Below are 24,122 nucleotides of genomic sequence, written 5' to 3'. Positions count from 1 at the left end.
GTTATTGTAATTAAAATATGTAACTATCTGAATCTCAGTCGCGAAGAAGGAGTATGATGCTCTATCATTCTCTTCGATACTGCCATCAATGCAAAATAGATGACGACGGCAGAGATGAGGCCGGCGATGGCATCGATGAGATAATGCGCCTGAATATATACGGTTGCCAGACACAGGAAGATGTAGAATGGCAGCATCACGTATAGCAGTTTTCGGTTGCCGGTATGCCAGACCAGGAGCATGCAGATGGTGCTCACGCCCACATGCGAACTTGGGAAAGCTGCTGTAGGACGCTCGCCGGCGTTCTTGGCATCCTCTACAAGCTGGTAGAAGATTCCATCAGTGTAACCCGGTGTTGGCAGGCAGTTGGTATGGGTGTTGAAGTAATCGCCCAAAGCCGGGAAGATACCTTTGGTTATTTCTGATATCCCTACTGCATCAAAGTAGAAGGTCGGACCCGCTACCGGTACATAGATGTAGATGAGATAGTAGATAAAGAAACTGGTGAGCATGACGAATGCAGCTCTTTCAGCCTCATAATATCTGCAGAAGAAATAATAGAATGAAACCAATGCAATCATCGGATAATACATAAAGTAGCCCATCGACATCAGTTCGCTTACTACAGCCCAAGGCAGGGCTTTGGCAAAGAGCAGGGCGGGTTGACATCCGAAAAGATCCTGCTCCCAACCTGCAAAGATATGGTCGAGGTTGGGGAACATGCGGTTGATTTCGTAGGTGTCGGGATACCACCAGGCAAGCAAAGCCATCTGGGCGATGATGCGCACCATCTTGGTGATGCGGCAAGGTATCATGCGGTATACTGCCCAAAGAGCGATGGTCATGACGAGCACTCTCAGTCGTCCCCAGAGCATAGCTTCCGGGTTTACGAGTTTGGTGTAGGTAAAGAGCATGGTGATAATGGTGATTGCCATATATCCCAGCATGACCCATTCCAGTGTCATCAGTCCCTTCTTCGGGTTCTTGTCTATCTTGAAATAATCTTTTATCACGCTTCTTATTAGTTTATAATTTACAGCCATCCGTTATCCTTGTACCACTTGATGGCGAGCTTCACACCTCTTTCCAGTGGATAATGAGGATGATAGCCCAGTTCATCCATGGCTGGCTCAATATCACATCGCCAGTTGCGCTGTTTCAGAATGTTGTACTTATCATTGTTCAGAGCCGACATCTTGCCCGTCATCCTTCCGAGATACTCTCCGAAGAAGGTTACGATGCGCAACACCCAGACAGGTGCCTTGATGCGTAGTATCCAAGGATTGCCTAACTCCTTTTTTATCAGGTCGCTGAAGGCAGCCGACTGATATACTTCTCCATCGCTGAGGAAGTATTTCCTGCCGTTCATTCCATGATCCAAAGCCAGGAATACAGCCTGTACTACGTCCTGTACATAAACAAAGGTGATGTCCTGGCGCTTGAATCCTACTGCAAAGTCAACATGCTGCTTGATGCTCTGTGCCATGAGGAAATAATCTTTCTCCCTAGGACCGTAAACTCCTGTAGGGCGGAGGATGATATAAGGGAAGTTATTACCGATGCTGTCCAGATAGCGTTCTGCCTCCAGCTTACTCTTTCCGTATGCAGTATTTGGCTTAGGAGTATCATGTTCTGAGATTTCCTGATAAGGCTGCTCTTCGCGGATGGCTCCAAAGATGCTGAGCGAACTGACAAAGACAAATCGCCTGATAGGCATCTGGAGGCGCAGAAGGACGTTCACCAGATGCTTGGTTCCCTCTGTGTTTACTTTATAAAAGTCCTCTGCATGCAGGCACTTCGTTGCGCCGGCTGCATGCACTATATAGTCGAACTCGTGCGGGGCGAGTTCTTTCTCCAACTCTTCCTCTGAAGAAAGATTGAGATTGATAAAATGGATGCGCTCGTCTTGCAGATACTTTCTGGAACTGGTAGGGCGTACTGCCGCCCAGGTTTCCATGCCCTGTCTCAAGGCCTCTTCCACGATGTAGCTGCCGATAAAGCCCGACGCACCCGTTACTAGAATCTTCATTAATTATTTATAAAATTGCAATTTCGGCTGCAAAATTACAACAAAAAATCGACTTATCCTCTATGTTATGCCAAAATTCTTTCTTTTTCTTTGTGAAATCACTTCTTTATGGCAACTTTGCTGTTGTGAATCAAGTATCTTGCTTAAAAACATATCTGTTTGTCCTATTTAATATAGGTAGAAAATAAAGATAGGGCATGAAGCCCACTAATGAACTTCATGCCCTATAAACTATAAACTGTTAACTGTAAACTCTCTCTAAGCTTCATGCTGTCTTACACCCATGCGGGCCTCTACTACGTTTACTACGTAGTCGCCGAGCTTCTCGCATTCCTGGATGATATCCATATACATGGTACCGATGGCGTAGGTATAAAGATGGTTGTTTACATCGTTGATGTTCTGGCTCTTCAACTGATTGCGGTAGTTGTTGATTTCGTTCTCGATGTTGAAAGAGAGGTTGGCATCGTTGTCTCCCTTATGACCTACGAGTGTGATGTTCATCTGGGTAAGGGCATTGTCGGTAAGCTCCATCATCTGATGCATGTGCTCATACTGTGAAGTGATGAAGTCTTCCTTGCCCTTGAAACGGCGGTTCAGCGTGCGGGCGATGTTGAAGCAGCTGTCACCGATACTCTCTATCTCAGAAATCTCACGGAGCATGGCGCGGATTTTTGCCTTGGTCTCGTCAGAAAGATGAGAATCGCTCACCTGGTCGAGATATTTGGCAATCTCTATCTCCATGTTGTCAGAGATGCCCTCGTATTTCTCGATGCGGCTATAGAGTTTTACAAACTTTTCTTCATTGGTCTCGCCAAGAAGCGTCTTCACCATGCCGAACATGCGCTGGATGCGCTCGGCAAAACAATGGATTTCCTTCTGTGCCTCCAAGACAGAGATTTCCGGTGTCTTCATGATACCGCTCTGGATAAAGCGCAGACGGAAGTCGTCCTCATCGGTATTCTTCTTAGGACGGATAATCTTGCATACCAGCTTCTCTATCTGTGGAATGAACCATACCAGGATAAAGGTATTGGCGAGGTTGAAGGTGGTATGGAAGGCGGCAAGCACAAAGGATAGCTTGGTTGCATTGGCTACGAAATGAGGATCAGTCTTCTCCATGGCATCGTCGAAACCTACCCAGCCGCAAACCAGATGGATGAACGGGTGGAATATGCAGAGTATCCAAAGCACACCGAAGATGTTGAATACCATGTGCGCCATCGCCGCTCTCCGGGCCTGGGTGTTGGCGGTGAGCGCTGCCACATTGGAGGTTACGGTTGTTCCGATATTCTCACCCATCACAAGCGCAATACCCTGATAGATAGGCAATACGCCGGTAGAGCAGAGAATCATCGTAATCGCCATGACGGCTGCCGAACTCTGCACGCACATAGTGAGTATACTACCAATAATAAGGAAGGTGATGGTAGTCTGGAAACTGTGAGGATCGAAACTTGCAAAGAATTCAAGAACCGGCTGATTATGAGCCAGATCCATGTCGATACCGGTTTGGCGTAAAGTTCCCAAACCGAGAAACATAAAGGATATACCGAAGATGAAGTCGCCGATAATCTTGCGCTTCTTGCTGTAAATCAGGATGATGGCGATGAAGAACGCCGGCCATACAAAATCTGTGATGTTAAACGAGAAACCGGCACTCATGATCCATGCGGTGAGCGTGGTTCCGATGTTGGCGCCCATGATAACGGAGATAGCCTGGGCTAGAGTAAGGAGACCAGCATTAACGAATGATACGGTCATCACCGTTGTGGCTGTAGAAGACTGCACCGCTGCGGTGATGAGCGTACCCGAGAGGATGCCCGTCAAACGATTGGTGGTCATGGTTCCTAACACATGGCGGAGCTGTGGTCCTGCCATCTTCTGCAAACTGTCGCTCATGGACTTCATACCGAACATCAGTAGGGCGAGTGCTCCAATAAGCTTAAAAAATATCCAAATCGACATATAATAACTTAATTAATGTTGTCAAATACATCAAGTTTCCGAATTTCTTCGTAACTTTACACTCTGTAGGCGTCTCTCTTCTAAAAAGAGTAAGCCGATGCTCAAAAAGCACCTTCGGGGGCTTCGAGAGCGGGTAGATTAGTTTAATTTTGTAACATAGTTTTAATACAAATGAAACAAGTAATTCAAATCCGTTGCAAAAATAATAAAAAATCTCAGAAAGTAGAAATCGGAAGCACACTTTTTGATATTTTTTCAGCATTTGACCTCAAAATGACCCACGGACCGGTGTCTGCAAGGGTAAATAATAAGGTTGAAGGCATGCATTATCGTGTTTATAATTCTAAAGATGTAGAATTTCTTGATATGACTTCTTCATCCGGTTCGCGTGCATATACCCGTACCCTCTTCTTTGTTCTCTGCAAGGCGGTACAGGACATTTATCCTGCTACAGATGTGGTGATTGATATCCCCGTATCGAATGGTTTCTACGTAGATATCCGCCTGGGCAGACCTGTTGTAGATGAAGATGTGAACATTATCCGCCGTCGCATGCAGGAGATTATCGATGCCAGGATGCCGATACGCCGCTTCACCGTGCCTACCGAAGAGGCAGTTGCGCTGTTCCAGGAGAAAGGGGATGTTGAGAAGGTGAAACTGCTCAAGACATCGGGATCAATCTATACTACCTATTATAAAATAGGTGATTATGTAGATTATTACTACGGCACGCTGCTCACCAATACCTCGCAGCTCTATCTCTTCGGGCTGGAGAAATATTATGATGGCATGCTCCTGCGCATTCCTTCGCTCAAGAACCCGGATGTGCTGGGCGAAATGACCCGACAGGACAAGATGTTTGAGATATTCAAGGAGCATCATCGCTGGCAGAGTATCCTGGGCATCAGGACTGTAGGCGATTTTAACCAGGCGATAGATGCCAATCATTCTACCGACATCATCAATATCAGCGAGGCGCTGCAGGAGAAGAAGATTGCCAATATTGCTGAGGAGATTGCCAGCCGCAAGGGCGTGAAACTGGTGCTGCTGGCAGGCCCTTCTTCTTCGGGCAAGACCACTTCGTGCAAGCGCCTGAGCATACAGCTTGCCGTAAACGGATTGAAACCGCTCCAGATTTCGCTCGATGATTATTTCGTAGATAGGGAGAAAACGCCGAAGGATGCTTCGGGCGAATATGATTATGAGAGCATCTATGCCCTGGATCTCGATTTGATCAACGAGCAGTTCAACGCCTTGTTCCGTGGTGAGGAGGTAGAATTGCCGAAGTATGATTTCCAGAGCGGAAAGAGTAAAAAGAGCGGCAACAAGCTGAAGATGAACGATAATAATGTGCTGGTGGTAGAGGGCATTCATGCATTGAACCCAGAGCTGACGGCCCACATCCCGCAGGAGCAGATATTCAGAGTATATGCTTCGGCGCTGACCACGATTCTTCTGGATAATCACAATTATATCCCGACAACAGACAACCGTTTGCTTCGCCGCATCATCCGCGATTACAAGTATCGAGGTGTCTCTGCCCAGGAAACCATTCATCGCTGGCCTTCGGTAAGGGCGGGTGAGAACAAGTGGATATTCCCGTTCCAGGAGAATGCCGATGCGATGCTCAATACGGCAATGCTTTATGAACTGGCTGTGATTAAGACGCAGGCAGAGCCGCTGCTGCAGCAGGTTCCGGAGAATTGCGAGGAATATGCTGAGGCTTACCGGTTGCTTAAGTTCCTGAAATACTTCAAGGGTATACCTTATAATAATCTGCCGCCTACTTCGCTTCTGCGAGAGTTCCTGGGGGGCAGCTCGTTTCATTATTAAAGGTTTCTGGCATGTGATGTAGGCAAGGCTTGTTTAGAGCTATTACAGAGCTATTACGTCAAAAAGTGGCGATAGGTGCGCTAAATCTATGTTTTTTTATGAGATTTAGCACACCTATCGCCACTTTTTGGGATAAATACCACTCTTTCCCTTTAGACTATGGGGCTATTATGTGGTATTGTAATTTGATGTTTGGCTTATCTTCTTTATCGATAAGATATGCCACATTCCATCTTTGCATCACATTTGTATAATTCTGTTCTATATGGATAGATAGAATTTTGCAGTTTTCTATAGGCTCCAAGGAACTCTCTAGTTTGGCAATCCCATGTGGTGATTCTCCTTGTATGTAGATTAGCGTATATTTTTGGAAGTTCACTACAGGTAGCTCTAATTTTGTATTAGGTCTTGCGCTACTTGCACAATTCTTGAAATACTTTTCAAAGTCATCTTTTGAGTTTATGACAAGAATCTGATTGTCTGGAGTCTCTATCATTATATCGGTAGGAACCTCATACTTACTATATGACGTGATATTTTCGTCGCTATTAGAGCAACTGACCACTAAGGTAAAAATGCAGATTAACACTGCTGTTATTATAGTACGTCTCATATTCTTTTTATTTTAATTATTTTAATGTAGATTTTGCGGCTTTTACTGCAGCAGCTGCATCAACAAGCCCATAACCCATATATTCATTCCATGTGCCATTAGGTCTGTTGCTGTATGTAGAGTAAGGCTTGCTTCCTACTTTCTGTGCCGTCTTTTCAATGATGTCGCATACTTCTTTGCTTGTTAAGTTTGGATTGATGGACAAAACTAATGCTGCTACGGCAGCAACTTGTGGGCAAGCTGCAGAAGTGCCTGAAAATTTTATATAATTATAGGTGCTAGTATCTGATTCTGTCCATCCTGTTGTTGGAATATCTACGCCAGGAGCTACAACATCAATCTCTTTTCCATAGTTGCTGAAATTTGCTTTATTTCCAAATTTGTTAGAGGCACCTACAACTAGAATCTTTTCATCATAGTTTGCTGGGAAGGTTACGGGACCAGAGTCGTTTCCAGAAGCAAATACGATAATAACCCCTTTGTTGTTTCTTCCCCATGATGCATAATAGGTTATGGCTTCCTTGATTTCAGAACTATTTAAATCATTACCTCCCCAAGAACAACTTACAACATCGGTGCTGTTGAAAGCAATACATAAATCAGAAGCTAGATTTTGAGAAATGTTTGGTCTAGCAGTAAGAGGGTCGCTATAGCTTTGAAGTTCAGAATTTGAAGCTATTCCGACTAATCCTTTTTTGTTGTTTGGAATCGTGACAATGGTTCCAGCGCATGCCATACCGTGAGAGCTGTAAAGTCCATTTGCGAACCAATCCCCTATATATGCATCGTATGCATGATATACTTTTTGTGAGTCGTAGTCAGGGTGAGTTGCATCTACTCCAGTGTCGATTAAACCAATCTTGACACCTTTACCATTGGCTAATAGACTCGCTTCTTCCCAATTGATAGAATATTTTCCGTGAAGATTCCATTGGTCGGAATATAATGGGTCGTTTGGAGCAACAAAAGATGTTACTCCTTGTGCTAAATCTATCATAATGTCTGGCTCGACATATGCAAATTTATTGCTTTCTTGCAACTTGTTGCATAATTCCAAGCTATTGCCATGTGAATTGTCTTGACAGAAAACCGTATACCATAGAGGTAGGTATTCATTTTGGGAATAAATTGAAATATGTAAACTGCTCTCTAGTTCCTCCAGTATTTTCTTATCTTTACTATCTTTCAGTTTTATATGAATTAGGTTGCTAATACCGATGCTTTTGCCTGTCTCTTTAGAAATGTACATAGGTGATTTGTAGGAAGTATCAATATTGTTGAGGGTACTTCTTGTGCAATTCTCTTTTTCTACAATAGCCCATGATGCTTTTGATTGTCCACCGCTTCTCGTTGTAGAAATGCCTTTTTGAAATTCACCTCCTTTAATCTTTTTAAGTATAGGCTTTTCCGAGTTGTAAACAATGAAATTTTTTGTCGAGTCAACAATGAGCTCTATCTTCTTGCCATTGTACCAATAATAATTGCATTCATTGGTCGCTTCATGGGTTGTTTGAAATTGGGTAGAGTTTTGGACATCTTCAATATTGCCTTGACAGCTACAAAATATTGAAAGAATTGCAAAGCATAAATTCGTAAACTTTTTCATACGCTTGATCTTTTTGTTAATAATTAAATTGTGGCTGCAAAGTTACAAGTTAATTTTGGAATAGACTTTGTCTTATGTTACAAAAACTTTTTCAATTTTATAGTAGGTGTGTTTTTCTAGAATGTTACGTAGTATGGACGGAGGTAGCAGAGGTTTTTAGGGTGGAAAAGCAGCCATCAAAGGCATGGCTGTTTGCGAAGAACAGCTGATTGGCGAAAGTCAAACAGTTGACTGGCGAGAGTCTTGCAGTCGATTGTCAAGGCTGTGGACAGTAGGGAAATAAACATCGCTACTCGTCGGAAAAGGTATCATTACCTATCGTAAGGGGGCGATGGGGCAGAAAATGCGTCCCGACGTAGTAAAGATTACATCGAGACGTAGGCAGAACCATTGCTGCAGCAGGTTCCGGAAAACTGCGAGGAATATGCTGAAGCTTACCGGTTGCTTAAGTTCCTGAAATATTTCAAGGGTATACCTTATAATAATCTGCCGCCTACTTCGCTTCTGCGAGAGTTCCTGGGGGGCAGCTCGTTCCATTATTAAAGGTTTTATCTTTCGGAGATAAGTTGGCTGTTTGCGTAGGACAGCCAACTGGCAGAAGCCGGACAGCCGACTAGCACCTTATCCGCTAGTCGGCTGTCTGTCTTTAACAGTCCTCGGAACTGGGTTTATCTGATAACCTTTTAGACGTCTGATTTTCTTTTTTATGCGATAGACGAAAAACTCTTCACTCTTCACCAAATGCTCCGAACCCCCTGTGTTTATCGGCATTCCGAGGGGTGAAGAGTGTTCGGGCACTCTTCACCCACTCTTCACCACTCTTCACCTTCTGTTGAAGCGGTCTTGTACCTCTTTTTAATTGAACTTTCGTAAGTTTTGCCCCACACGCCCTGGGCTAGGAGCTTTTGGGTCTTCAGCCCGTACTTGAACCGCATGCGAAAGTTCAGTTTTTTTAATGTCTGTTGGTGAAGAGTGGTGAAGAGTAGGTGAAGAGATAAAAATAACTCTTCACCCCTCGGAATGCCGATAAACACAGGGGTTTCGGGCCGAAAGGTGAAGAGTGAAGAGTATTTCAGAGTAGAGTTGCTATACTTTATATAAAGCGTACGAATTTATAAAGCCTGCGGCTTAGAGCTTGCTGCCATAGCACAAGTCGCCGGCGTCGCCGAAGCCTGGCACGATATACTTATGCTCGTTCAACCCCTCATCAATAGAGGCACACCAGATGGTAGTCTTGTCCTCAGGGAAGGTCTTCTTGACGTGCTCAATGCCCTCAGGTGCAGCGAGAACACAGGCAATGTGGATATGTTTAGGATTGCCCTTGGTGAGGAAAGCCTTCATGCCCATCTCCATGCTGATACCTGTGGCAAGCATAGGGTCGGCAATGATGAGCACCTTATCCGTAAGATCAGGTGTAGCGAGGTATTCGATATGTACGCCCACCTCAGTATGCTCCTTGTTGGTATACTCGCGATAAGCACTCACAAAGGCATTGCCAGAGTGGTCGAAAATATTGAGGAAACCTTCGTGGAAAGGAAGTCCGGCACGGAATATAGTACCGATGACAATCTTTTCGGTAGGAAGATTGACCTGGGCCACACCGAGTGGTGTAGTCACCTCAGTCTTTTCGTAATTAAGAGTCTTTGATATTTCAAAGGCTTCATACTCACCGATTCTCATAATGTTGTTGCGGAAGAGCAATCGGTTCTTTTGATAATCGCAGTCACGCATCTCTGCCAGATAGCGGTTGATGATGCAATTGTGCTCGCTCAGATTATTTATCTTCATATAGCTGTAGTTTTTCTGCAAAGATATAATAAATCTCGGAAACGGCAAAATGTTTGGGCAATTATTTTCTCTCTGGAGGAATGAAAGAACTGTTGCTATCTTATTTTTCCTTCAAATATCCTCTTATATATAAAATAGGTGTAAATCTCTGCTTGTTTTTCTCTAAGCAGAGATTTTTTGCAAAGTCAACGTGGCAAATGTCGGTCGAATCGGCTTTTTTTAAGTTCTTTAACCTAAAAAGCTTTTAAAAAGAAAGAATAATACCTAAGAATCTTTGCTATAAAACATATTTTTCGTAACTTTGCGGCGGTTTTGGGAGAATGATGATTTCTTCTGCCAACCAAGGTAAAAAGGTAAAGAGAAATTATTCACAACTTAAATACATTTAAAATAAAATGGCAAAGTTTGATAAGTCAGTTTTAGCAAAGTACGGAATCACAGGTACAACTGAGGTTCTCTACAATCCTTCTTATGAGGTATTGTTCAATGAGGAGACTAAGGAAGGTCTCGAGGGTTTTGAGGTTGGTCAGGAGACTGAGCTCGGTGCAGTTAACGTAATGACTGGTATTTACACTGGTCGTTCTCCTAAAGACAAGTTCATCGTTGACGATGCTACATCTCACGACACTGTATGGTGGGATTCTGAGGAGTATCACAACGATAACCACAAGGCAACTCCAGAGGCATGGAACGCCGTTAAGGAGATCGCTAAGAAGGAGCTTTCTAATAAGAAGTTGTTCGTAGTAGATGGTTTCTGCGGTACACACAAGGATACACGTATGAAGGTACGTTTCATCGTTGAGGTAGCATGGCAGGCACACTTCGTAACAAATATGTTCATCCGTCCTCAGAACGAGGCTGAGTTCGATCAGGAGCCAGACTTCATCGTTTACAATGCTTCTAAGGCAAAGGTTGAGAACTGGAAGGAGTTGGGTCTCCACTCAGAGACAGCCGTTGTATTCAACGTAACTTCTAAGGAGCAGGTTATCATCAACACATGGTATGGTGGTGAGATGAAGAAGGGTATGTTCTCTATGATGAACTACTTCTTGCCATTGAAGGGTATGGCTTCTATGCACTGCTCTGCCAACACAGATATGAACGGTGAGAACACTGCTATCTTCTTCGGTCTTTCTGGTACAGGTAAGACTACATTGTCAACAGACCCTAAGCGTAAGTTGATCGGTGACGATGAGCACGGATGGGACGACGAGGGTGTGTTCAACTTCGAAGGTGGTTGCTACGCTAAGGTTATCAACCTCGACAAGGAGTCTGAGCCAGACATCTACGGTGCTATCACACGTGACGCTCTCCTCGAGAACGTAACTGTAGCTAAGGATGGTAAGATTGACTTCGCAGATAAGACTGTTACCGAGAATACTCGTGTATCTTATCCTATCTACCACATCAAGAACATCCAGCGTCCATTCTCTCAGGGTCCAGCTGCTAAGCAGGTTATCTTCCTCTCAGCAGATGCATTCGGTGTATTGCCACCAGTATCTATCTTGAACGCTGAGCAGACTAAGTACTACTTCCTCTCTGGCTTCACAGCTAAGTTGGCTGGTACAGAGCGCGGTATCACCGAGCCTACTCCAACATTCTCTGCTTGCTTCGGTCAGGCATTCTTGGAGTTGCACCCAACTAAGTACGCTGAGGAGTTGGTAAAGAAGATGCAGAAGTCTGGTGCTAAGGCATACTTGGTTAACACAGGTTGGAACGGTACAGGCAAGCGTATCTCTATCCGCGATACACGTGGTATCATCGACGCTATCCTCGACCACTCAATCGACGCTGCTCCTACAAAGACTATCCCATTCTTCAACTTCGTAGTTCCTACACAGTTGGAAGGCGTAGATCCTAAGATCCTCGATCCACGTGATACATACGCTGAGGCTTCTCAGTGGGAGGAGAAGGCTAAGGATTTGGCTGCTCGTTTCATCAAGAACTTCAAGAAGTATGAGACAAACGAGGCTGGTAAGGCTCTCGTTGCTGCTGGTCCACAGCTCTAATTCGACACTTCGAATTTATACTAAATATGGAATCCCGTTTCTCGCAAGAGAAGCGGGATTTCTTCGTTTTTACGCCTCGAAATCACTAAAAAACTTAAAAAATGCGCCTAAAATGAATAATTTGCATAATAATAAGGAGAAAAGGTCGAGTTTTTAAAGAATTCTCAGTAAATTTGCAGCTAAAAATAAAATAGGATAGAATGAAAAGGAAGTTTTTTGCTTTCATAGCGCTGATTACAGCTACGCTCTCGCTCTCTTCTTGCTTGAGCAGCGATGAAACAACAGTAGAATATACACATGATACAGCCATCACGGCTTTCTCGTTGGGTAGTCTTGACAGATATACCAAAACGAAGGCAGGTAAAGATACCTTGCTCAAGGCTAATGTGACGGGCTCTGACTATAAATTTTCCATAGATCAGGCACGACGCTGGATTTATAATGTAGATTCCTTGCCTTGTGGGGTGAGGGATACTGCCATATTGGCTACTATCAGCAGCAAGAATAGCAGCCCTATTCTCCTGATGGATATCAACAAGACTGATTCTGTCGCAGCATACTATTCAAGCTCTGATTCCATCAACTTCTCAGTGCCTCGCCTTATTAGAGTTTACAGCAGCGACTACTCTGCCTATGCCGAGTATCAGGTTACCGTAAACGTACATAAGGAGTTGCCTTATGAGTTTAAGTGGCATGAGCTGGCTCAGAACAACAGTCAGTTGGCTGCGTTCTCTGATCTGAAGGCTGTAGCTTGTGGTGATTACATCTATGTATTCGGCAAGACTGCCGAGGGTACTAAGGTGCTGAAGTCAGCCATCAATAATGGCAGCGCCTGGTCATCTATTATGATGAGCGTAGGCTTAAGTAGTGACGCTTACCAAAGTGCAGTAGCGCTGGATGGCGAACTCTATATCTCAGATGGCGGCAAGGTTTATGCTTCTGCCGATGCTGCAACATGGACAAAGGTTTCTGAAAACGCAGATATCAAGCAGCTCATTGGTGCAAGCAGCAAGAATCTCTATGCTTATACTGCTGCAGGTATCTCTGTTTCAGAAGATAAGGGTGCCAGCTGGAAGGCAGAGAAACTTGATACTGATGCAGACTCTTTGCCAACACAGAATGTCTCAATGAATGTGGCTGGCGTGCTCTCTGCAAAAAATGTGGAGAACGTGATGCTGATGGGTACTCGCGACAAGGCTTTGAATGATACGGTTGCCACCACATGGTTGCGCACGGTTGACTATGATGCAAATGAAGATGGACAGTGGAACTATCTGGAAATCGAAAACAATAAAAGTGGAAAGATGCCTTGGCTGGATCAGGTAATTACCTGTGCTGCCGATACAGGCTTCGTTGCTTTAGGCAGTAACGGCAAATGGTATAAGAGCCAGGATGCCGGATTGACTTGGAAGCAGGATGCGATGGTTGTTCTGCCTGCTAAGTTTGCTACTGACGGTCGTTTCGCTTTCTGCCGTGACAAGCAACATTATTATTGGATTATCAGAAACGGATACGTATGGAGAGGACGTTTCAATATAGATGGCTGGAGCAAGGAAGATTAATCATCCTGCTTGCCTTCTTAACTCTGGGCTGTATGGCGGTTCGTGCACAGGACGATCCGCAATATCGCATGGAGATAGGCGCCGGTGTGGGAGTAATGACCTATGAAGGCGACTTTAACGGAAATGTGCTTGGCGACATGCAACCTGCCGGTTTCCTGGTGGGAAGATACAATTTCGACCCCTACAAAGACTTGAAACTGAGCGTGGGCTTTGGAAAAATAAAAGGTTCTTCGGCAAATGTGGATACTTTCTATCCTGATTATGCGGAGAATCCCTATTCCTTCAATCATACGCTGGTGGATATGAATCTGGTGTTTGAGTACAACTTCTGGCCTTACGGAACAGGCAGAGACTATCGCGGAGCCCAGCGCCTGGTTCCTTATATACTGGGTGGCCTGGGAGCAACCTATGTAAAAGGTAACGAAAAAAATGTATTTACAGCCAACGTGCCTTTAGGCATCGGCGCAAAATATAAAGTAAACGAAAGGTTGAACTTGGGATTGGCCTGGACTTTCCATTTCTCGCTCAGCGATGAACTGGATGGTGTGAAAGACCCTTACCGGGTAAAGAGCAGTGGCATTTTCAAGAATTCCGACTGCTATTCTACCATAGCCGTTTCGGTGACCTATAGTTTTAGTGCAAAATGTAAAACTTGTAATAAAGAAGAATGATGGACAACTTAGATATGAACAGGATTCCTGAGCACATCGCTATCATTATGGATGGCAATGGTCGCTGGGCAACAGAACGGGGCAAGGAGCGTAGCTACGGCCATCAGGCTGGAGTAGATACCGTGCGCCGAATTACATCGGAGTGTACCAGGTTGGGGGTAAAATATCTCACCCTCTATACTTTCTCTACAGAGAATTGGAACCGTCCGGCCGATGAGGTTGCTGCCTTGATGGGACTGGTACTGACTTCGCTCGAAGATGAAATCTTCATGAAGAATAATGTCCGCTTCCGTGTGATAGGCGATTTGAAACGCCTGCCACAACAGGTACAGGACAAGCTTCAGGAGACCATGGACCATACTGCGAAGAACGATGCTATGACTATGGTTGTGGCATTGAGCTATTCTTCACGTTGGGAAATTCTGAATGCTACAAAGAAAATGGTAAAAGAAGCGCTCGAGTCTGGTTCAACCTATGAGCAGATAGAGGATAAACTGACAGAGGAGAACTTCGAGAAGCATCTTGAGACCAGTTTCATGCCAGATCCTGAACTTCTGATACGTACAGGAGGTGAACTCCGTATCAGCAACTATCTTCTTTGGCAGATAGCTTATTCAGAGTTGTATTTCTGTGATACCTTCTGGCCAGACTTCAATGAAGAAGATCTGCACAAGGCAATAGCAAGTTATCAGAACCGCCAACGTCGATTTGGAAAAACCGAGGCACAGGTGGAAGAGGAGGAGAAATAGGCAAACCTCATACAAGCATAGAAAAATCATATTATATATAATAAGGTATAAATGAATAGATTTAAAAAGATTTTCATCCTGCTGTTCGGCGTAATGGCATGCATGCAGATTCAGGCACAAGATAAAATCGTAAATCCTGACATCTCGTATGCTGGTACACCTCGTACCCTTAAGATTGGTGGTATCAATGTTTCGGGTGTTGAGGGCTACGAAGACTATGTTCTCACAGGTATCTCAGGACTCAGTGTGGGCGATGAGATTACTGTGCCTGGCGACGAGATTACCAATGCCGTAAAGCGCTACTGGAAACATGGACTCTTCTCGAAGGTGGCTATCGCTGCCGACTCTATCGTAGGTGAGAAGCTTTATCTCCATATCTATCTTGCGGTTCGTCCACGTATCTCTAATATCAACTATGTTGGTTTGAAGAAGAGCGAGCGTGAAGATATGGAGCAGAAGTTGGGTATGGTAAAGGGCACTCAGGTAACTCCGAATATGCTCGACCGTGCCAAGATTCTCGCCAAGAAGTATTTCGATGATAAGGGTTTCAAGAACGCTGATATCCAGATTAACCAGCGCGATGATGTTGCCAACAAGGGACAGGTAATCCTGGATGTTGTTGTTGACAAGAAAGAAAAAATCAAGGTACATCAGATAACAATCGATGGAAACGAACAGCTTTCTGACCGCAAGATTAAGGGTGGACTCTTCTCGAAGGGTGCTTTTGCCAAGACGCATGAGGCTGGTAAGTTCGCTTCTTTCTTCAAGTCGAAGAAGTTTACCCCTGAGCGCTGGAAGGAAGATAAGCAGAAACTCATCGACAAATATAATGAGTATGGTTTCCGTGATGCTCAGATTCTGGAAGATAGCGTGAGCAACTTCGATGAGAAGCACGTTAATATCTACATCAAGGTAGATGAAGGTAAGAAATACTATATCCGTAACATCTCCTGGGCAGGTAATACCGTTTACTCTTCAGCTTATCTCGAAGCATTGCTCGGCATGAAGAAGGGTGATGTATATAACCAGAAGATATTGGGTAAGCGCCTGAATGAAGATGATGACGCTGTTTCTAACCTCTACTATAATAATGGTTATGTGTTCTCTCGTATCGAACCGACTGAAATCAATATTGATGGCGATTCTATCGATTTGGAGATGCGCGTAACAGAGGGACCTCAGGCTTATCTGAGCCATGTACGTATCAATGGTAATACCCGTCTTTACGAAAACGTAGTGCGTCGTGAACTTCGTACCAAGCCAGGCGACCTTTTCTCTAAGGATGCTCTGATGCGTTCGGCTCGTGAACTTGCTTCTATGGGACACTTTGATCCTGAGAAGGTTAGCCCGGATGTAAAGCCTAATCCTGAAGATGGTACGGTTGATGTAAACTGGAACCTGGAGCAGAAGAGTAACGACCAGATTGAGTTCTCGCTCGGTTGGGGTCAGACGGGTGTCATCGGACGTGTGGGCTTGAAGCTCAACAACTTCTCTATGGCAAACCTCTTCAACAAAAACAAGGAGCATCGTGGTATCATGCCTATCGGTGATGGTGAGGTGCTGAGTATCGGTGCACAGACCAATGGTACCTACTATCAGAGCTATAACGTAAGCTACTCTACCAACTGGTTTGGCGGCAAGCGCCCTATCCAGTTCAGCGTAGGTGCATACTACAGTAAGAGTACCGACGTGTCAAGCAACTATTACAATAGTGCAGCCATGTACAACTATCAGAGTTACTTATATGGCTATGGTTCTAGTTACTATAACAACTACGAGAATTATTACGATCCAGACAAGTATATCCAGATGGTGGGTGTAAGCCTCGGTTGGGGTAAGCGCCTCCGTTGGCCGGATGATTACTTCACCTTGTCTGTACAGTTGGCTTACCAGCGCTACATGATGAAGAACTGGAGCTATATGTTGATGACCAACGGTAATGCGAACAACTTGAACTTGACCATCGCATTGAACCGAACATCAACCGATAACCAACTCTTCCCACGTCGTGGTTCTGAGGTTGAGGCAAGTGTCAACCTTACTCCACCATGGAGTGCGTTCGACAACAAGGACTACAAGAATCTTGCCAACGATTCTAAGTCGCCAACCTATTCTGCAGAGCAGCAGGAGAAGTACAGATGGATTGAATACCATAAGTGGAAGTTCAAGGCAAAGACTTATACTGCACTCACAGAGGGTCAGAAGTGCTTCGTATTGATGACCCGTGTAGAACTCGGTTTGCTCGGTTCTTATAACAAGTATAAGAAGAGTCCGTTCGAGACCTACTATGTGGGTGGTGACGGTATGAGTGGATACTCATCATATTATGGTGAGGAAACAATCGGACTCCGCGGTTATGAGAATGGTTCTGTATCTTACAGTCCTACAACCGGTTACTATGCTTATGCATACGACCGTTTCTCATTGGAGCTTCGCTATCCATTCCTCTTAGGTAACACAACCATTTACGGTTTGACCTTCGTAGAGGCTGGTAACGCCTGGTATGAAACCAAGAAGTTCAACCCATTCAGCATGAAACGTAGTGCCGGTGTCGGTGTACGTATCTTCTTGCCTATGGTTGGTCTGATGGGTATTGACTGGGCTTACGGTTTCGATACCGTATGGAATGGTAGCTCATATAAGAAGGGTGGAAGCCAGTTCCACTTCATCTTAGGTCAGGAATTCTAAAAATGGGTTTTATGAAGAAAATAGTATTGATGCTGATGATGGCTGTAGCAGCCATCTCAGCACATGCACAGAAATATGCATTGATAGATATGGAGTACATCCTGAAGAATGTACCCGCTTATGAGCGTGCCAACGAGCAGCTGAATCAAGTAAGCCGCAAATGGCAGGCTGAGGTAGAAGCTCTTAACACAGAGGCAAGCACCATGTATAAGAACTATCAGAACGAGGTAGTGTTCCTTTCCCAGGAGCAGAAGAAGGCTAAGCAGGATGCCATCATGCAGAAAGAGAAGGAGGCTAGCGATTTGAAGAAAAAATATTTTGGTGCAGAAGGCGATCTTTATAAGATGCGTGAGGCATTGATGGGACCTATTCAGGAAGAGATTTATACAGCCGTAAAAGAGATTTCAGACCTGCGCGGATATTCGCTTGTTCTCGATAGAGCTAGCAACAGCGGCATCATCTTTGGCTCTCCTAAGATAGATATTAGCAACGAAGTGCTCCAAAAATTAGGTTATTCCAAATAATAATTGTATATTTGCAGCCGGTAAGTATATCTGCCAATGGTTGGCAGCATGAAAACTTCATTTAGAAATTAATAATTAAAAAGAATAGAACAATGAAAAAGCTTATTTTAATGTTGATGCTCTGTGCACCAATGACAATGATGGCTCAGAAGTTTGGTAAAGTAAATACTCAGCAGATTATGCAGTCTTTGCCAGATGTAGCTAAGGCTAATGGCGAGATGGAAGCTCTCCAGAAGCAGAAGGAGAATGACTTGAAGTCTATGCAGGATGAGTTCCAGCGTAAGGCTGACGAGTATCAGAAGGGTTCCAGCACAATGAACGCTACAGCAAAGCAGCAGAAGGAAACTGAGTTGCAGACTCTCCAGCAGAAAATTCAGCAGGCTTACCAGGATGGTCAGCAGGAGTTGCAGAAGAAGAGCAGCGAACTCATGCAGCCTATCGTAGCAAAGGTACGTACAGCTATCGAGGCTGTAGGCAAGGCTGGCAACTACACCTTCATCTTCGAGGATGGTGCAGCTGTATATACAGGTACTAACGTAGTAGACGTTACTAAGGAAGTACAGGCTAAGATTAAGTAATCAAGGCAAGTAAAAAGAATATAGATTGAGGGCAGGCAGAAGTGCTTGCCCTTATTTCTCATTTTCAATAACGAGGTATTTATAAGGTATTCATCATAAACGGTATCACTCATCATGAAAAAGAATCTCTTATTTCTGGCTTTTGCTCTCATCTCTTTGACTGTTTCAGCCCAGCATACAACGCCTGCAGCAAAGGTTCAGCAACAACAGATTGCTGTATCTGCTCCTTTGCATTTTGGCTACTTTAGTTTTGATAAGGTTTTTCATACTATGCCTGGTTACGCTATAGCCAAGCATAATATGGATGAACTCCGTGAGAAATACGATGCAGAAACGAAACGTGTAGAAACTGAGTTTAATGCTAAGTATGAGGAATTTCTTGATGGACAGCGCACTTATGCCAAGACAATTCTGGAGAAACGTCAGGCTGAATTGCGTGAATTGATGGAGAAAAATATTGCCTTCAAGGCTGAGGCTACCCGCCTGTTGCAGCAAGCAGAGAATGATGCTTATGCTCCGCTCAAAGCAAAAATAAACGAGGAAGCTAAAAAGATTGGCAAGCAGAAAGGCTTTGCCTTTATCATCAATACAGACAATAATGCAGCTCCTTATCTCAACGAAGAGATGGGGGAGGATATTACAGCTTTGCTGGAGGAGACTTTGAAATGATGTTGCCTTCTAATCCTGGACCAATCGGTGTCTTTGATTCTGGTTATGGCGGACTGACCATCCTGCATGGGTTGCGCCAGATGATGCCTCAGTATGATTATATGTACTTGGGTGATAACGCTCGTGCTCCTTATGGCTCGCGTTCGTTTGAGGTGGTTTATAAGTTCACACGCCAGGCTGTGCTTAAACTTTTCTCTATGGGGTGTCATCTCGTTATCCTGGGATGTAATACGGCTTCGGCTAAGGCACTACGTTCTTTGCAGCAGCGCGATATTCCTGAGTTGGATCCCAGCAGAAGAGTTCTGGGTATTATCCGCCCTACTGCCGAAGTAATTGGTACTATTACCAAGAGTAATCACGTGGGACTTCTGGCTACAGAAGGTACTATTAAAAGCCAAAGTTATAATATGGAAATTTCGAAACTTTGGCCAGAGATTCAGGTGAGTGGCGTGGCTTGTCCGCTTTGGGCTGCCATCGTGGAAGCCAATGAAGCAGATAGTCCGGGAGCTGATTATTTTGTAAAGAAACGCATCGACCAGCTGATGCTGAAGGACGCTGATATTGATACCATTATTTTGGGTTGCACGCATTATCCACTTCTTATGAGCAGCATTGTGAAGAATCTTCCTGATGGCGTAAGAGTGGTTCCGCAAGGACAATATGTAGCAAACAGTCTGAAAGATTATCTGAAGCGCCATCCGCAGATGGAACAGATGATAACCAAAACAGGCTCTTGCCGATATCTCACAACAGAGAGTGAGGATAAATTCAAGGAATCTGCACAGATTTTCCTTCATGAACAGGTGGAGGTTACACATGTAGATCTTGAATAGTATTATAGTTAATAATTTATAGTTAATAGTTATGCAAGAAACAAGACAAAACCGTATATCAAGACTTCTCCAGAAGGAGTTGAGTCTTATCTTCCAGTCACAAACTCGCATGATGCATGGTGTGATGGTAAGTGTTACTAAGGTTAGAGTAAGCCCAGATCTCAGTATCTGTACTGCTTACTTGAGTGTGTTCCCTTCTGAAAAAGGAGAGGAGATTTTGAAGAATATCAATGCAAATGAGAAGACGATCCGTTTCGACTTGGGTAAAAAAGTGAGAAACCAGTTACGTATTATTCCAGAACTCCGTTTCTTCCTTGATGATAGTCTCGATTATTTGGAGCACATTGATGAACTCTTGAAAAAGTAAAAGAGTAAGGAAGTAAAAAGACAAGGGAGTTAAGACGGCAATTCTTGACTCCCTATACTGTTATATAAATAAGGTAAGATAGAATTATGAATTTCCCATTCTTTATAGCTCGCAGGTATCTTTTCTCAAAGAAGAGTACGCACGTCATCAACGTCATCAGTTCTATTTCTGTAATAGGAGTGGCGGTAGCTACGATGGCTCTGGTCATCGTTCTGAGTGTCTTTAACGGCTTCCATGACCTGGTAGCTTCACTCTTTACGAGTTTTGACCCACAACTCAAGGTTGTGCCTGTTGAGGGAAAAACTGCACCTGCAGATGATCCTATTCTTACTAAGATTCGTCTTTTGCCGCAGGTAGATGTTGCAACAGAAACCGTGGAAGATCAAGCTCTTGCAATCTATAATGATCATCAGGCTATGGTGAAAATCAAGGGTGTAGATGATAATTTTGCAGAACTTTCTCATATTACAGATATTTTATATGGTGATGGCTCTTTCTCCTTGCATGCTGCCAATCTGGAATATGGAACAGTAGGTATCCGTCTCGCCCAGAATTTAGGCATAGGAGCACAATGGGATGGTTTCCTGAAAATCTATGCTCCTAAAAAGGAAGGACAGCTGGATATGACTAACCCTGGTGATGGCTTTGTTGTTGACTCGCTCAACTCTCCTGGCGTACTTTTTGCCGTCAAACAGGCTAAGTATGATAAAAACTACATCATCACTTCTATTTCATTTGCCCGTAATCTCTTTGGTCAGCAAGGTATGCTCTCTGATTTGGAATTACGCTTGAAACCGGGTAGCAATCTGGATGCAGTAAAGGCTGAGATGCAGCAGATAGCCGGTAATAAATATAAAGTGCTTGACAGATTTGAACAACAGGAAGATACCTTTAAAATTATGTCGATAGAGAAGATGATTGCTTATATCTTCCTGACCTTTATCTTAGTTGTTGCATGTTTCAATATCATCGGGTCGCTTTCTATGCTTATTATTGATAAGAAAAATGATGTAGTGACTCTTCGTAATCTTGGAGCTAACGATAAGCAGATTACCAGAGTATTTCTTTTTGAAGGTAGAATGATAGCTGTGATAGGTGCTGTTATCGGTATTGGATTGGGCTTGCTCCTCTGCTTTTTGCAGCAGCAATATGGATTTGTACGTCTGGGAGATTCTGAAGGCTCCTTTATTGTTGATGCGTATCCGGTAAGTGTCCATTACTCAGATGTTGCCATTATCTTCGTTACTGTAATTGCTGTAGGTTGGCTTGCTGTATGGTATCCTGTAAGAGCGCTGAGTAAAAGGCTGTTGAGTTAAAATCTACAGAATTTCTTATACTTGGGTGCATATACTAAAAGAAATGGCATGAATCTTTCATGGGGGATTCATGCCATTTCTTGTTCTAATTGATTTTTTATTTTTTCCTGATGAGTGTAAGACCATCGCGTAGTGGCAAGATAACAACCTCTACCCTAGGATCTTTTGCTATTAAATCATTGAAAGCCCGAATGCCTTGAGTCTGGTGGTCTCGGTCGTAGGCAGGATCGATGACGTGACCATCCCAAAGAGTATTGTCTGCAAGGATGTAGCCTCCAGGGTTCAGGATGCTCATAACCATTTCATACGTTTCTATATAGGTACGCTTATCGCCATCAACAAAAGCCATATCGAATTTTACGCCTAGTTGGGGCGCTTCTATGTTGGCATCACCGATGCGGAAGTCAATCTTATCGGCAACATTCGAACCTTCTATCCAGGGACGGGTAAAATCTTCCATCTCATCATTGATTTCGAAAGTGTAGAGTTTTCCACCTTCCTGCAATCCCTGTGCCAGGCAGATAGCACTATAGCCACTAAATGTGCCTACTTCCAGAATATTCTTCGGGCGAATCATCTCTACAAGCATCTTGAGAAGTCTGCCCTGAATATGGCCGCTAGCCATACGTCCATGGATAGTATGTATATTGGTGGCGCGGTAAAGACGATACAGATAATCGCCTTCAGGCTCTATATGCTGGCAGATATATTTGTCTATGAGTTCAGTCTCTGTCATAATCTGATGGATTTAGAGTAACGGAAATCTTACTCTTCTGTTTCTTTCTGTGCTAAGATTCCTGAAATGGCAAGTTCGTAAGAAGCCAGACCGAAACCGCAGATTACGCCCAGGCAAGCACAGGAAATATATGAATGATGGCGGAACTCTTCACGTTTATGCACATTAGAGATGTGTACTTCAACGCAAGGGCATTTCAAACTGCGAATACAATCCTGCAAGGCGATGCTGGTATGAGTATAGGCGCCAGCATTGAGTACTACACCATCATAGGAAAAACCTACTTCCTGCAGCTTGTTGATTAACTCGCCTTCAATGTTGCTCTGAAAGTACTCTATCTCAATATCAGGGAATTTCGCTTTCAGCTTAGGCAGATAACTCTCGAAAGAATTGCTACCATAAATACCCGGTTCTCTTACACCAAGAAGGTTCAAGTTTGGACCATTAATAATTTGTATCTTCATATTTACTTGATTTTTAATCGTAATCCATATTTTTTTCGTATCTTTGCGGCAGAGATCTTTTGTACTCTCCTGTCTTATGCAAAGACGATGCAAAGATACAATAAATTAAGGAAACTGACAAAAAATGAGGAATGAAATTATAAAGAACTATATGAGATACCTCAAGTTGGGGCGTAATTTCTCCAAAAATACGTTGGATGCCTATTATCATGACTTGAATTTTCTCTTGGAGTATGCTGATAAGAACAATTTGGTGCTGACAGAAATGAAATTGGAAGACTTGGAGAATTTTTCTGCAAGTTTGCATGATCGTGGTGTTTCTGCTCGTTCACAAGCTCGGATTTTGAGCGGAATCCGTTCTTTCTACCGGTATCTGGTGCTTGATGATTATATAAAAGACGATCCGACCGAATTACTGGTTTCTCCCCAAATAGGAAAGCATTTGCCGGAGTATTTATCTGTAGAAGAGGTTGACATGCTTGAAGCGGCTATCGATTTGGAAAAATGGGAGGGACAGCGTAATAAGGCGATTATAGAAACCCTGTTCTCCTGTGGCCTTCGCGTTTCGGAACTTGTGAATCTAAAGAAAAGCGATGTGTTTGAAGAAGAAAAGTTTATTAGGGTCATAGGTAAAGGTAACAAGGAACGCATCGTTCCTATTTCTGGTAAGGCTCTGAAAGAAATCAATCTTTGGTATATAGACCGGAATCTGATGACAATCAAGCCAGGTGAGGAAGACTACGTCTTCTTGAATCGTAGAGGTGCTCATCTCACACGCAATATGATACTTATCATGATAAAAAATGCGGCTTATGATGCAGGAATCAAGAAAACCATTTCTCCTCATACTTTACGCCATAGTTTTGCTACAGCCTTGTTGAAAGGTGGAGCCGATCTGAGAGTAATTCAGGCCTTGTTGGGGCATGAAGATATTGGAACCACAGAGATTTATACTCATCTTGAAACTTCAGATTTGCGCAGAGCTATCTTGGAACATCATCCTCGAAATATCAAATATAGTGAAGAAAACCAAGTGCTTGATTCTGATAAAACAGACAAAAGATGCCCGAATAACAGATAAAGCACAAGGAATTGACGTTTTTTATATAGGAATATGAC

Annotated in this window: 21 protein-coding genes; 13 read left to right on the top strand and 8 right to left on the bottom strand. The window is 43.7% G+C overall.

The annotated features are described in order from the left end of the window. Window positions 1-23 precede the first annotated feature (23 nt). The 3 genes from ONT18_RS12200 to ONT18_RS12190 form a co-directional block, all read right to left on the bottom strand. Window positions 24-1,043, bottom strand: a complete 1,020-nt coding sequence (locus ONT18_RS12200; RefSeq protein WP_264905817.1) for a phosphatase PAP2 family protein — start codon at window positions 1,041-1,043, stop codon at window positions 24-26. Continuing rightward, the gene (locus ONT18_RS12195; RefSeq protein ID WP_006848116.1) at window positions 1,034-2,029 is read right to left on the bottom strand and encodes an NAD-dependent epimerase/dehydratase family protein; all 996 of its coding nucleotides are present in this window, start codon (window positions 2,027-2,029) and stop codon (window positions 1,034-1,036) included. Before ONT18_RS12195 ends, ONT18_RS12200 begins: the two co-directional genes overlap by 10 nt. A gap of 258 nt (window positions 2,030-2,287) precedes the next feature. Further along, complete coding sequence (locus ONT18_RS12190) at window positions 2,288-3,997, bottom strand: Na/Pi cotransporter family protein (RefSeq protein WP_022121509.1); 1,710 nt, start codon at window positions 3,995-3,997, stop codon at window positions 2,288-2,290. A gap of 171 nt (window positions 3,998-4,168) precedes the next feature. Here ONT18_RS12190 and ONT18_RS12185 point away from each other — a divergent pair, with 171 nt between their 5' ends. Next, on the top strand, window positions 4,169-5,830 hold the full coding sequence (locus ONT18_RS12185) for a nucleoside kinase (RefSeq protein ID WP_119228984.1): 1,662 nt from the start codon (window positions 4,169-4,171) through the stop codon (window positions 5,828-5,830). Between the two features lie 157 nt (window positions 5,831-5,987). On the opposite strand, the gene ONT18_RS12180 is transcribed toward ONT18_RS12185, so the two are convergent. From ONT18_RS12180 to upp, 3 genes are all read right to left on the bottom strand, one after another. Beyond that, window positions 5,988-6,443, bottom strand: a complete 456-nt coding sequence (locus ONT18_RS12180; protein ID WP_022121296.1) for a hypothetical protein — start codon at window positions 6,441-6,443, stop codon at window positions 5,988-5,990. 16 nt (window positions 6,444-6,459) lie between these two features. Further along, a complete protein-coding gene (locus ONT18_RS12175; RefSeq protein ID WP_022121297.1) occupies window positions 6,460-8,049 on the bottom strand; it encodes a S8 family peptidase in 1,590 nt (529 codons plus the stop codon). A gap of 1,128 nt (window positions 8,050-9,177) precedes the next feature. After that, a complete protein-coding gene (upp, locus tag ONT18_RS12165) occupies window positions 9,178-9,837 on the bottom strand; it encodes a uracil phosphoribosyltransferase (RefSeq protein WP_006848107.1) in 660 nt (219 codons plus the stop codon). Window positions 9,838-10,232: 395 nt separating this feature from the next. On the opposite strand from upp, the gene pckA reads away from it, so the two are divergent. From pckA to ONT18_RS12110, 11 genes are all read left to right on the top strand, one after another. Continuing rightward, a complete protein-coding gene (gene pckA, locus ONT18_RS12160) occupies window positions 10,233-11,846 on the top strand; it encodes a phosphoenolpyruvate carboxykinase (ATP) (protein WP_022121513.1) in 1,614 nt (537 codons plus the stop codon). A gap of 200 nt (window positions 11,847-12,046) precedes the next feature. Next, complete coding sequence (locus ONT18_RS12155) at window positions 12,047-13,408, top strand: DUF6242 domain-containing protein (RefSeq protein WP_264905816.1); 1,362 nt, start codon at window positions 12,047-12,049, stop codon at window positions 13,406-13,408. Beyond that, the gene (locus ONT18_RS12150; RefSeq protein WP_254949462.1) at window positions 13,363-14,079 is read left to right on the top strand and encodes a DUF6089 family protein; all 717 of its coding nucleotides are present in this window, start codon (window positions 13,363-13,365) and stop codon (window positions 14,077-14,079) included. The genes ONT18_RS12155 and ONT18_RS12150 overlap by 46 nt, the downstream gene beginning before the upstream one ends. Continuing rightward, on the top strand, window positions 14,076-14,828 hold the full coding sequence (locus ONT18_RS12145) for an isoprenyl transferase (protein WP_181976443.1): 753 nt from the start codon (window positions 14,076-14,078) through the stop codon (window positions 14,826-14,828). The genes ONT18_RS12150 and ONT18_RS12145 overlap by 4 nt, the downstream gene beginning before the upstream one ends. Window positions 14,829-14,879: 51 nt before the next feature. After that, window positions 14,880-17,516, top strand: a complete 2,637-nt coding sequence (locus ONT18_RS12140) for a BamA/OMP85 family outer membrane protein (RefSeq protein ID WP_117693270.1) — start codon at window positions 14,880-14,882, stop codon at window positions 17,514-17,516. 11 nt (window positions 17,517-17,527) lie between these two features. Next, complete coding sequence (locus ONT18_RS12135) at window positions 17,528-18,040, top strand: OmpH family outer membrane protein (protein WP_022121518.1); 513 nt, start codon at window positions 17,528-17,530, stop codon at window positions 18,038-18,040. Window positions 18,041-18,132: 92 nt separating this feature from the next. After that, window positions 18,133-18,618 (top strand): OmpH family outer membrane protein, encoded by a 486-nt coding sequence (locus ONT18_RS12130; protein ID WP_006848100.1) that lies wholly within the window; start codon window positions 18,133-18,135, stop codon window positions 18,616-18,618. Window positions 18,619-18,732: 114 nt separating this feature from the next. Further along, window positions 18,733-19,287: an OmpH family outer membrane protein gene (locus tag ONT18_RS12125; RefSeq protein ID WP_006848099.1), complete on the top strand. Its 555-nt coding sequence runs from the start codon at window positions 18,733-18,735 to the stop codon at window positions 19,285-19,287. Further along, window positions 19,284-20,120, top strand: a complete 837-nt coding sequence (gene murI / locus ONT18_RS12120; RefSeq protein WP_117693273.1) for a glutamate racemase — start codon at window positions 19,284-19,286, stop codon at window positions 20,118-20,120. The genes ONT18_RS12125 and murI overlap by 4 nt, the downstream gene beginning before the upstream one ends. Before the next feature lie 31 nt (window positions 20,121-20,151). Then, window positions 20,152-20,487: a 30S ribosome-binding factor RbfA gene (rbfA, locus tag ONT18_RS12115; protein WP_006848097.1), complete on the top strand. Its 336-nt coding sequence runs from the start codon at window positions 20,152-20,154 to the stop codon at window positions 20,485-20,487. Window positions 20,488-20,573: 86 nt separating this feature from the next. Beyond that, window positions 20,574-21,803, top strand: a complete 1,230-nt coding sequence (locus tag ONT18_RS12110) for an FtsX-like permease family protein (protein ID WP_006848096.1) — start codon at window positions 20,574-20,576, stop codon at window positions 21,801-21,803. 97 nt (window positions 21,804-21,900) lie between these two features. Here the strand turns inward: ONT18_RS12110 and ONT18_RS12105 are convergent, their stop codons facing one another. Next, window positions 21,901-22,539 carry an O-methyltransferase gene (locus ONT18_RS12105; RefSeq protein WP_006848095.1) on the bottom strand — a complete coding sequence of 213 codons (639 nt, stop codon included), beginning with the start codon at window positions 22,537-22,539 and terminating at the stop codon, window positions 21,901-21,903. A gap of 29 nt (window positions 22,540-22,568) precedes the next feature. After that, complete coding sequence (aroQ, locus tag ONT18_RS12100) at window positions 22,569-23,003, bottom strand: type II 3-dehydroquinate dehydratase (RefSeq protein WP_006848094.1); 435 nt, start codon at window positions 23,001-23,003, stop codon at window positions 22,569-22,571. A gap of 124 nt (window positions 23,004-23,127) precedes the next feature. Here aroQ and xerA point away from each other — a divergent pair, with 124 nt between their 5' ends. Next, window positions 23,128-24,084 carry a site-specific tyrosine recombinase/integron integrase gene (gene xerA / locus ONT18_RS12095; RefSeq protein ID WP_022121521.1) on the top strand — a complete coding sequence of 319 codons (957 nt, stop codon included), beginning with the start codon at window positions 23,128-23,130 and terminating at the stop codon, window positions 24,082-24,084. Window positions 24,085-24,122: the final 38 nt, after the last annotated feature.

It is taken from the genome of Segatella copri (assembly GCF_026015295.1).
In the GTDB taxonomy this organism is placed as follows: domain Bacteria; phylum Bacteroidota; class Bacteroidia; order Bacteroidales; family Bacteroidaceae; genus Prevotella; species Prevotella copri_C.
Note: the sequence above shows the minus strand (reverse complement) of the source record. Positions and strands in the feature narration are given on the sequence as shown.

Bases quoted from the DNA above. Each gene is read 5' to 3' on its own strand.
- ONT18_RS12200 (WP_264905817.1), bottom strand. From the start codon at position 1,043: ATGGCTGTAAATTATAAACTAATAAGAAGCGTGATAAAAGATTATTTC.
- ONT18_RS12195 (WP_006848116.1), bottom strand. From the start codon at position 2,029: ATGAAGATTCTAGTAACGGGTGCGTCGGGCTTTATCGGCAGCTACATC.
- ONT18_RS12190 (WP_022121509.1), bottom strand. From the start codon at position 3,997: ATGTCGATTTGGATATTTTTTAAGCTTATTGGAGCACTCGCCCTACTG.
- ONT18_RS12185 (WP_119228984.1), top strand. From the start codon at position 4,169: ATGAAACAAGTAATTCAAATCCGTTGCAAAAATAATAAAAAATCTCAG.
- ONT18_RS12180 (WP_022121296.1), bottom strand. From the start codon at position 6,443: ATGAGACGTACTATAATAACAGCAGTGTTAATCTGCATTTTTACCTTA.
- ONT18_RS12175 (WP_022121297.1), bottom strand. From the start codon at position 8,049: ATGAAAAAGTTTACGAATTTATGCTTTGCAATTCTTTCAATATTTTGT.
- upp (WP_006848107.1), bottom strand. From the start codon at position 9,837: ATGAAGATAAATAATCTGAGCGAGCACAATTGCATCATCAACCGCTAT.
- pckA (WP_022121513.1), top strand. From the start codon at position 10,233: ATGGCAAAGTTTGATAAGTCAGTTTTAGCAAAGTACGGAATCACAGGT.
- ONT18_RS12155 (WP_264905816.1), top strand. From the start codon at position 12,047: ATGAAAAGGAAGTTTTTTGCTTTCATAGCGCTGATTACAGCTACGCTC.
- ONT18_RS12150 (WP_254949462.1), top strand. From the start codon at position 13,363: ATGGAGAGGACGTTTCAATATAGATGGCTGGAGCAAGGAAGATTAATC.
- ONT18_RS12145 (WP_181976443.1), top strand. From the start codon at position 14,076: ATGATGGACAACTTAGATATGAACAGGATTCCTGAGCACATCGCTATC.
- ONT18_RS12140 (WP_117693270.1), top strand. From the start codon at position 14,880: ATGAATAGATTTAAAAAGATTTTCATCCTGCTGTTCGGCGTAATGGCA.
- ONT18_RS12135 (WP_022121518.1), top strand. From the start codon at position 17,528: ATGAAGAAAATAGTATTGATGCTGATGATGGCTGTAGCAGCCATCTCA.
- ONT18_RS12130 (WP_006848100.1), top strand. From the start codon at position 18,133: ATGAAAAAGCTTATTTTAATGTTGATGCTCTGTGCACCAATGACAATG.
- ONT18_RS12125 (WP_006848099.1), top strand. From the start codon at position 18,733: ATGAAAAAGAATCTCTTATTTCTGGCTTTTGCTCTCATCTCTTTGACT.
- murI (WP_117693273.1), top strand. From the start codon at position 19,284: ATGATGTTGCCTTCTAATCCTGGACCAATCGGTGTCTTTGATTCTGGT.
- rbfA (WP_006848097.1), top strand. From the start codon at position 20,152: ATGCAAGAAACAAGACAAAACCGTATATCAAGACTTCTCCAGAAGGAG.
- ONT18_RS12110 (WP_006848096.1), top strand. From the start codon at position 20,574: ATGAATTTCCCATTCTTTATAGCTCGCAGGTATCTTTTCTCAAAGAAG.
- ONT18_RS12105 (WP_006848095.1), bottom strand. From the start codon at position 22,539: ATGACAGAGACTGAACTCATAGACAAATATATCTGCCAGCATATAGAG.
- aroQ (WP_006848094.1), bottom strand. From the start codon at position 23,003: ATGAAGATACAAATTATTAATGGTCCAAACTTGAACCTTCTTGGTGTA.
- xerA (WP_022121521.1), top strand. From the start codon at position 23,128: ATGAGGAATGAAATTATAAAGAACTATATGAGATACCTCAAGTTGGGG.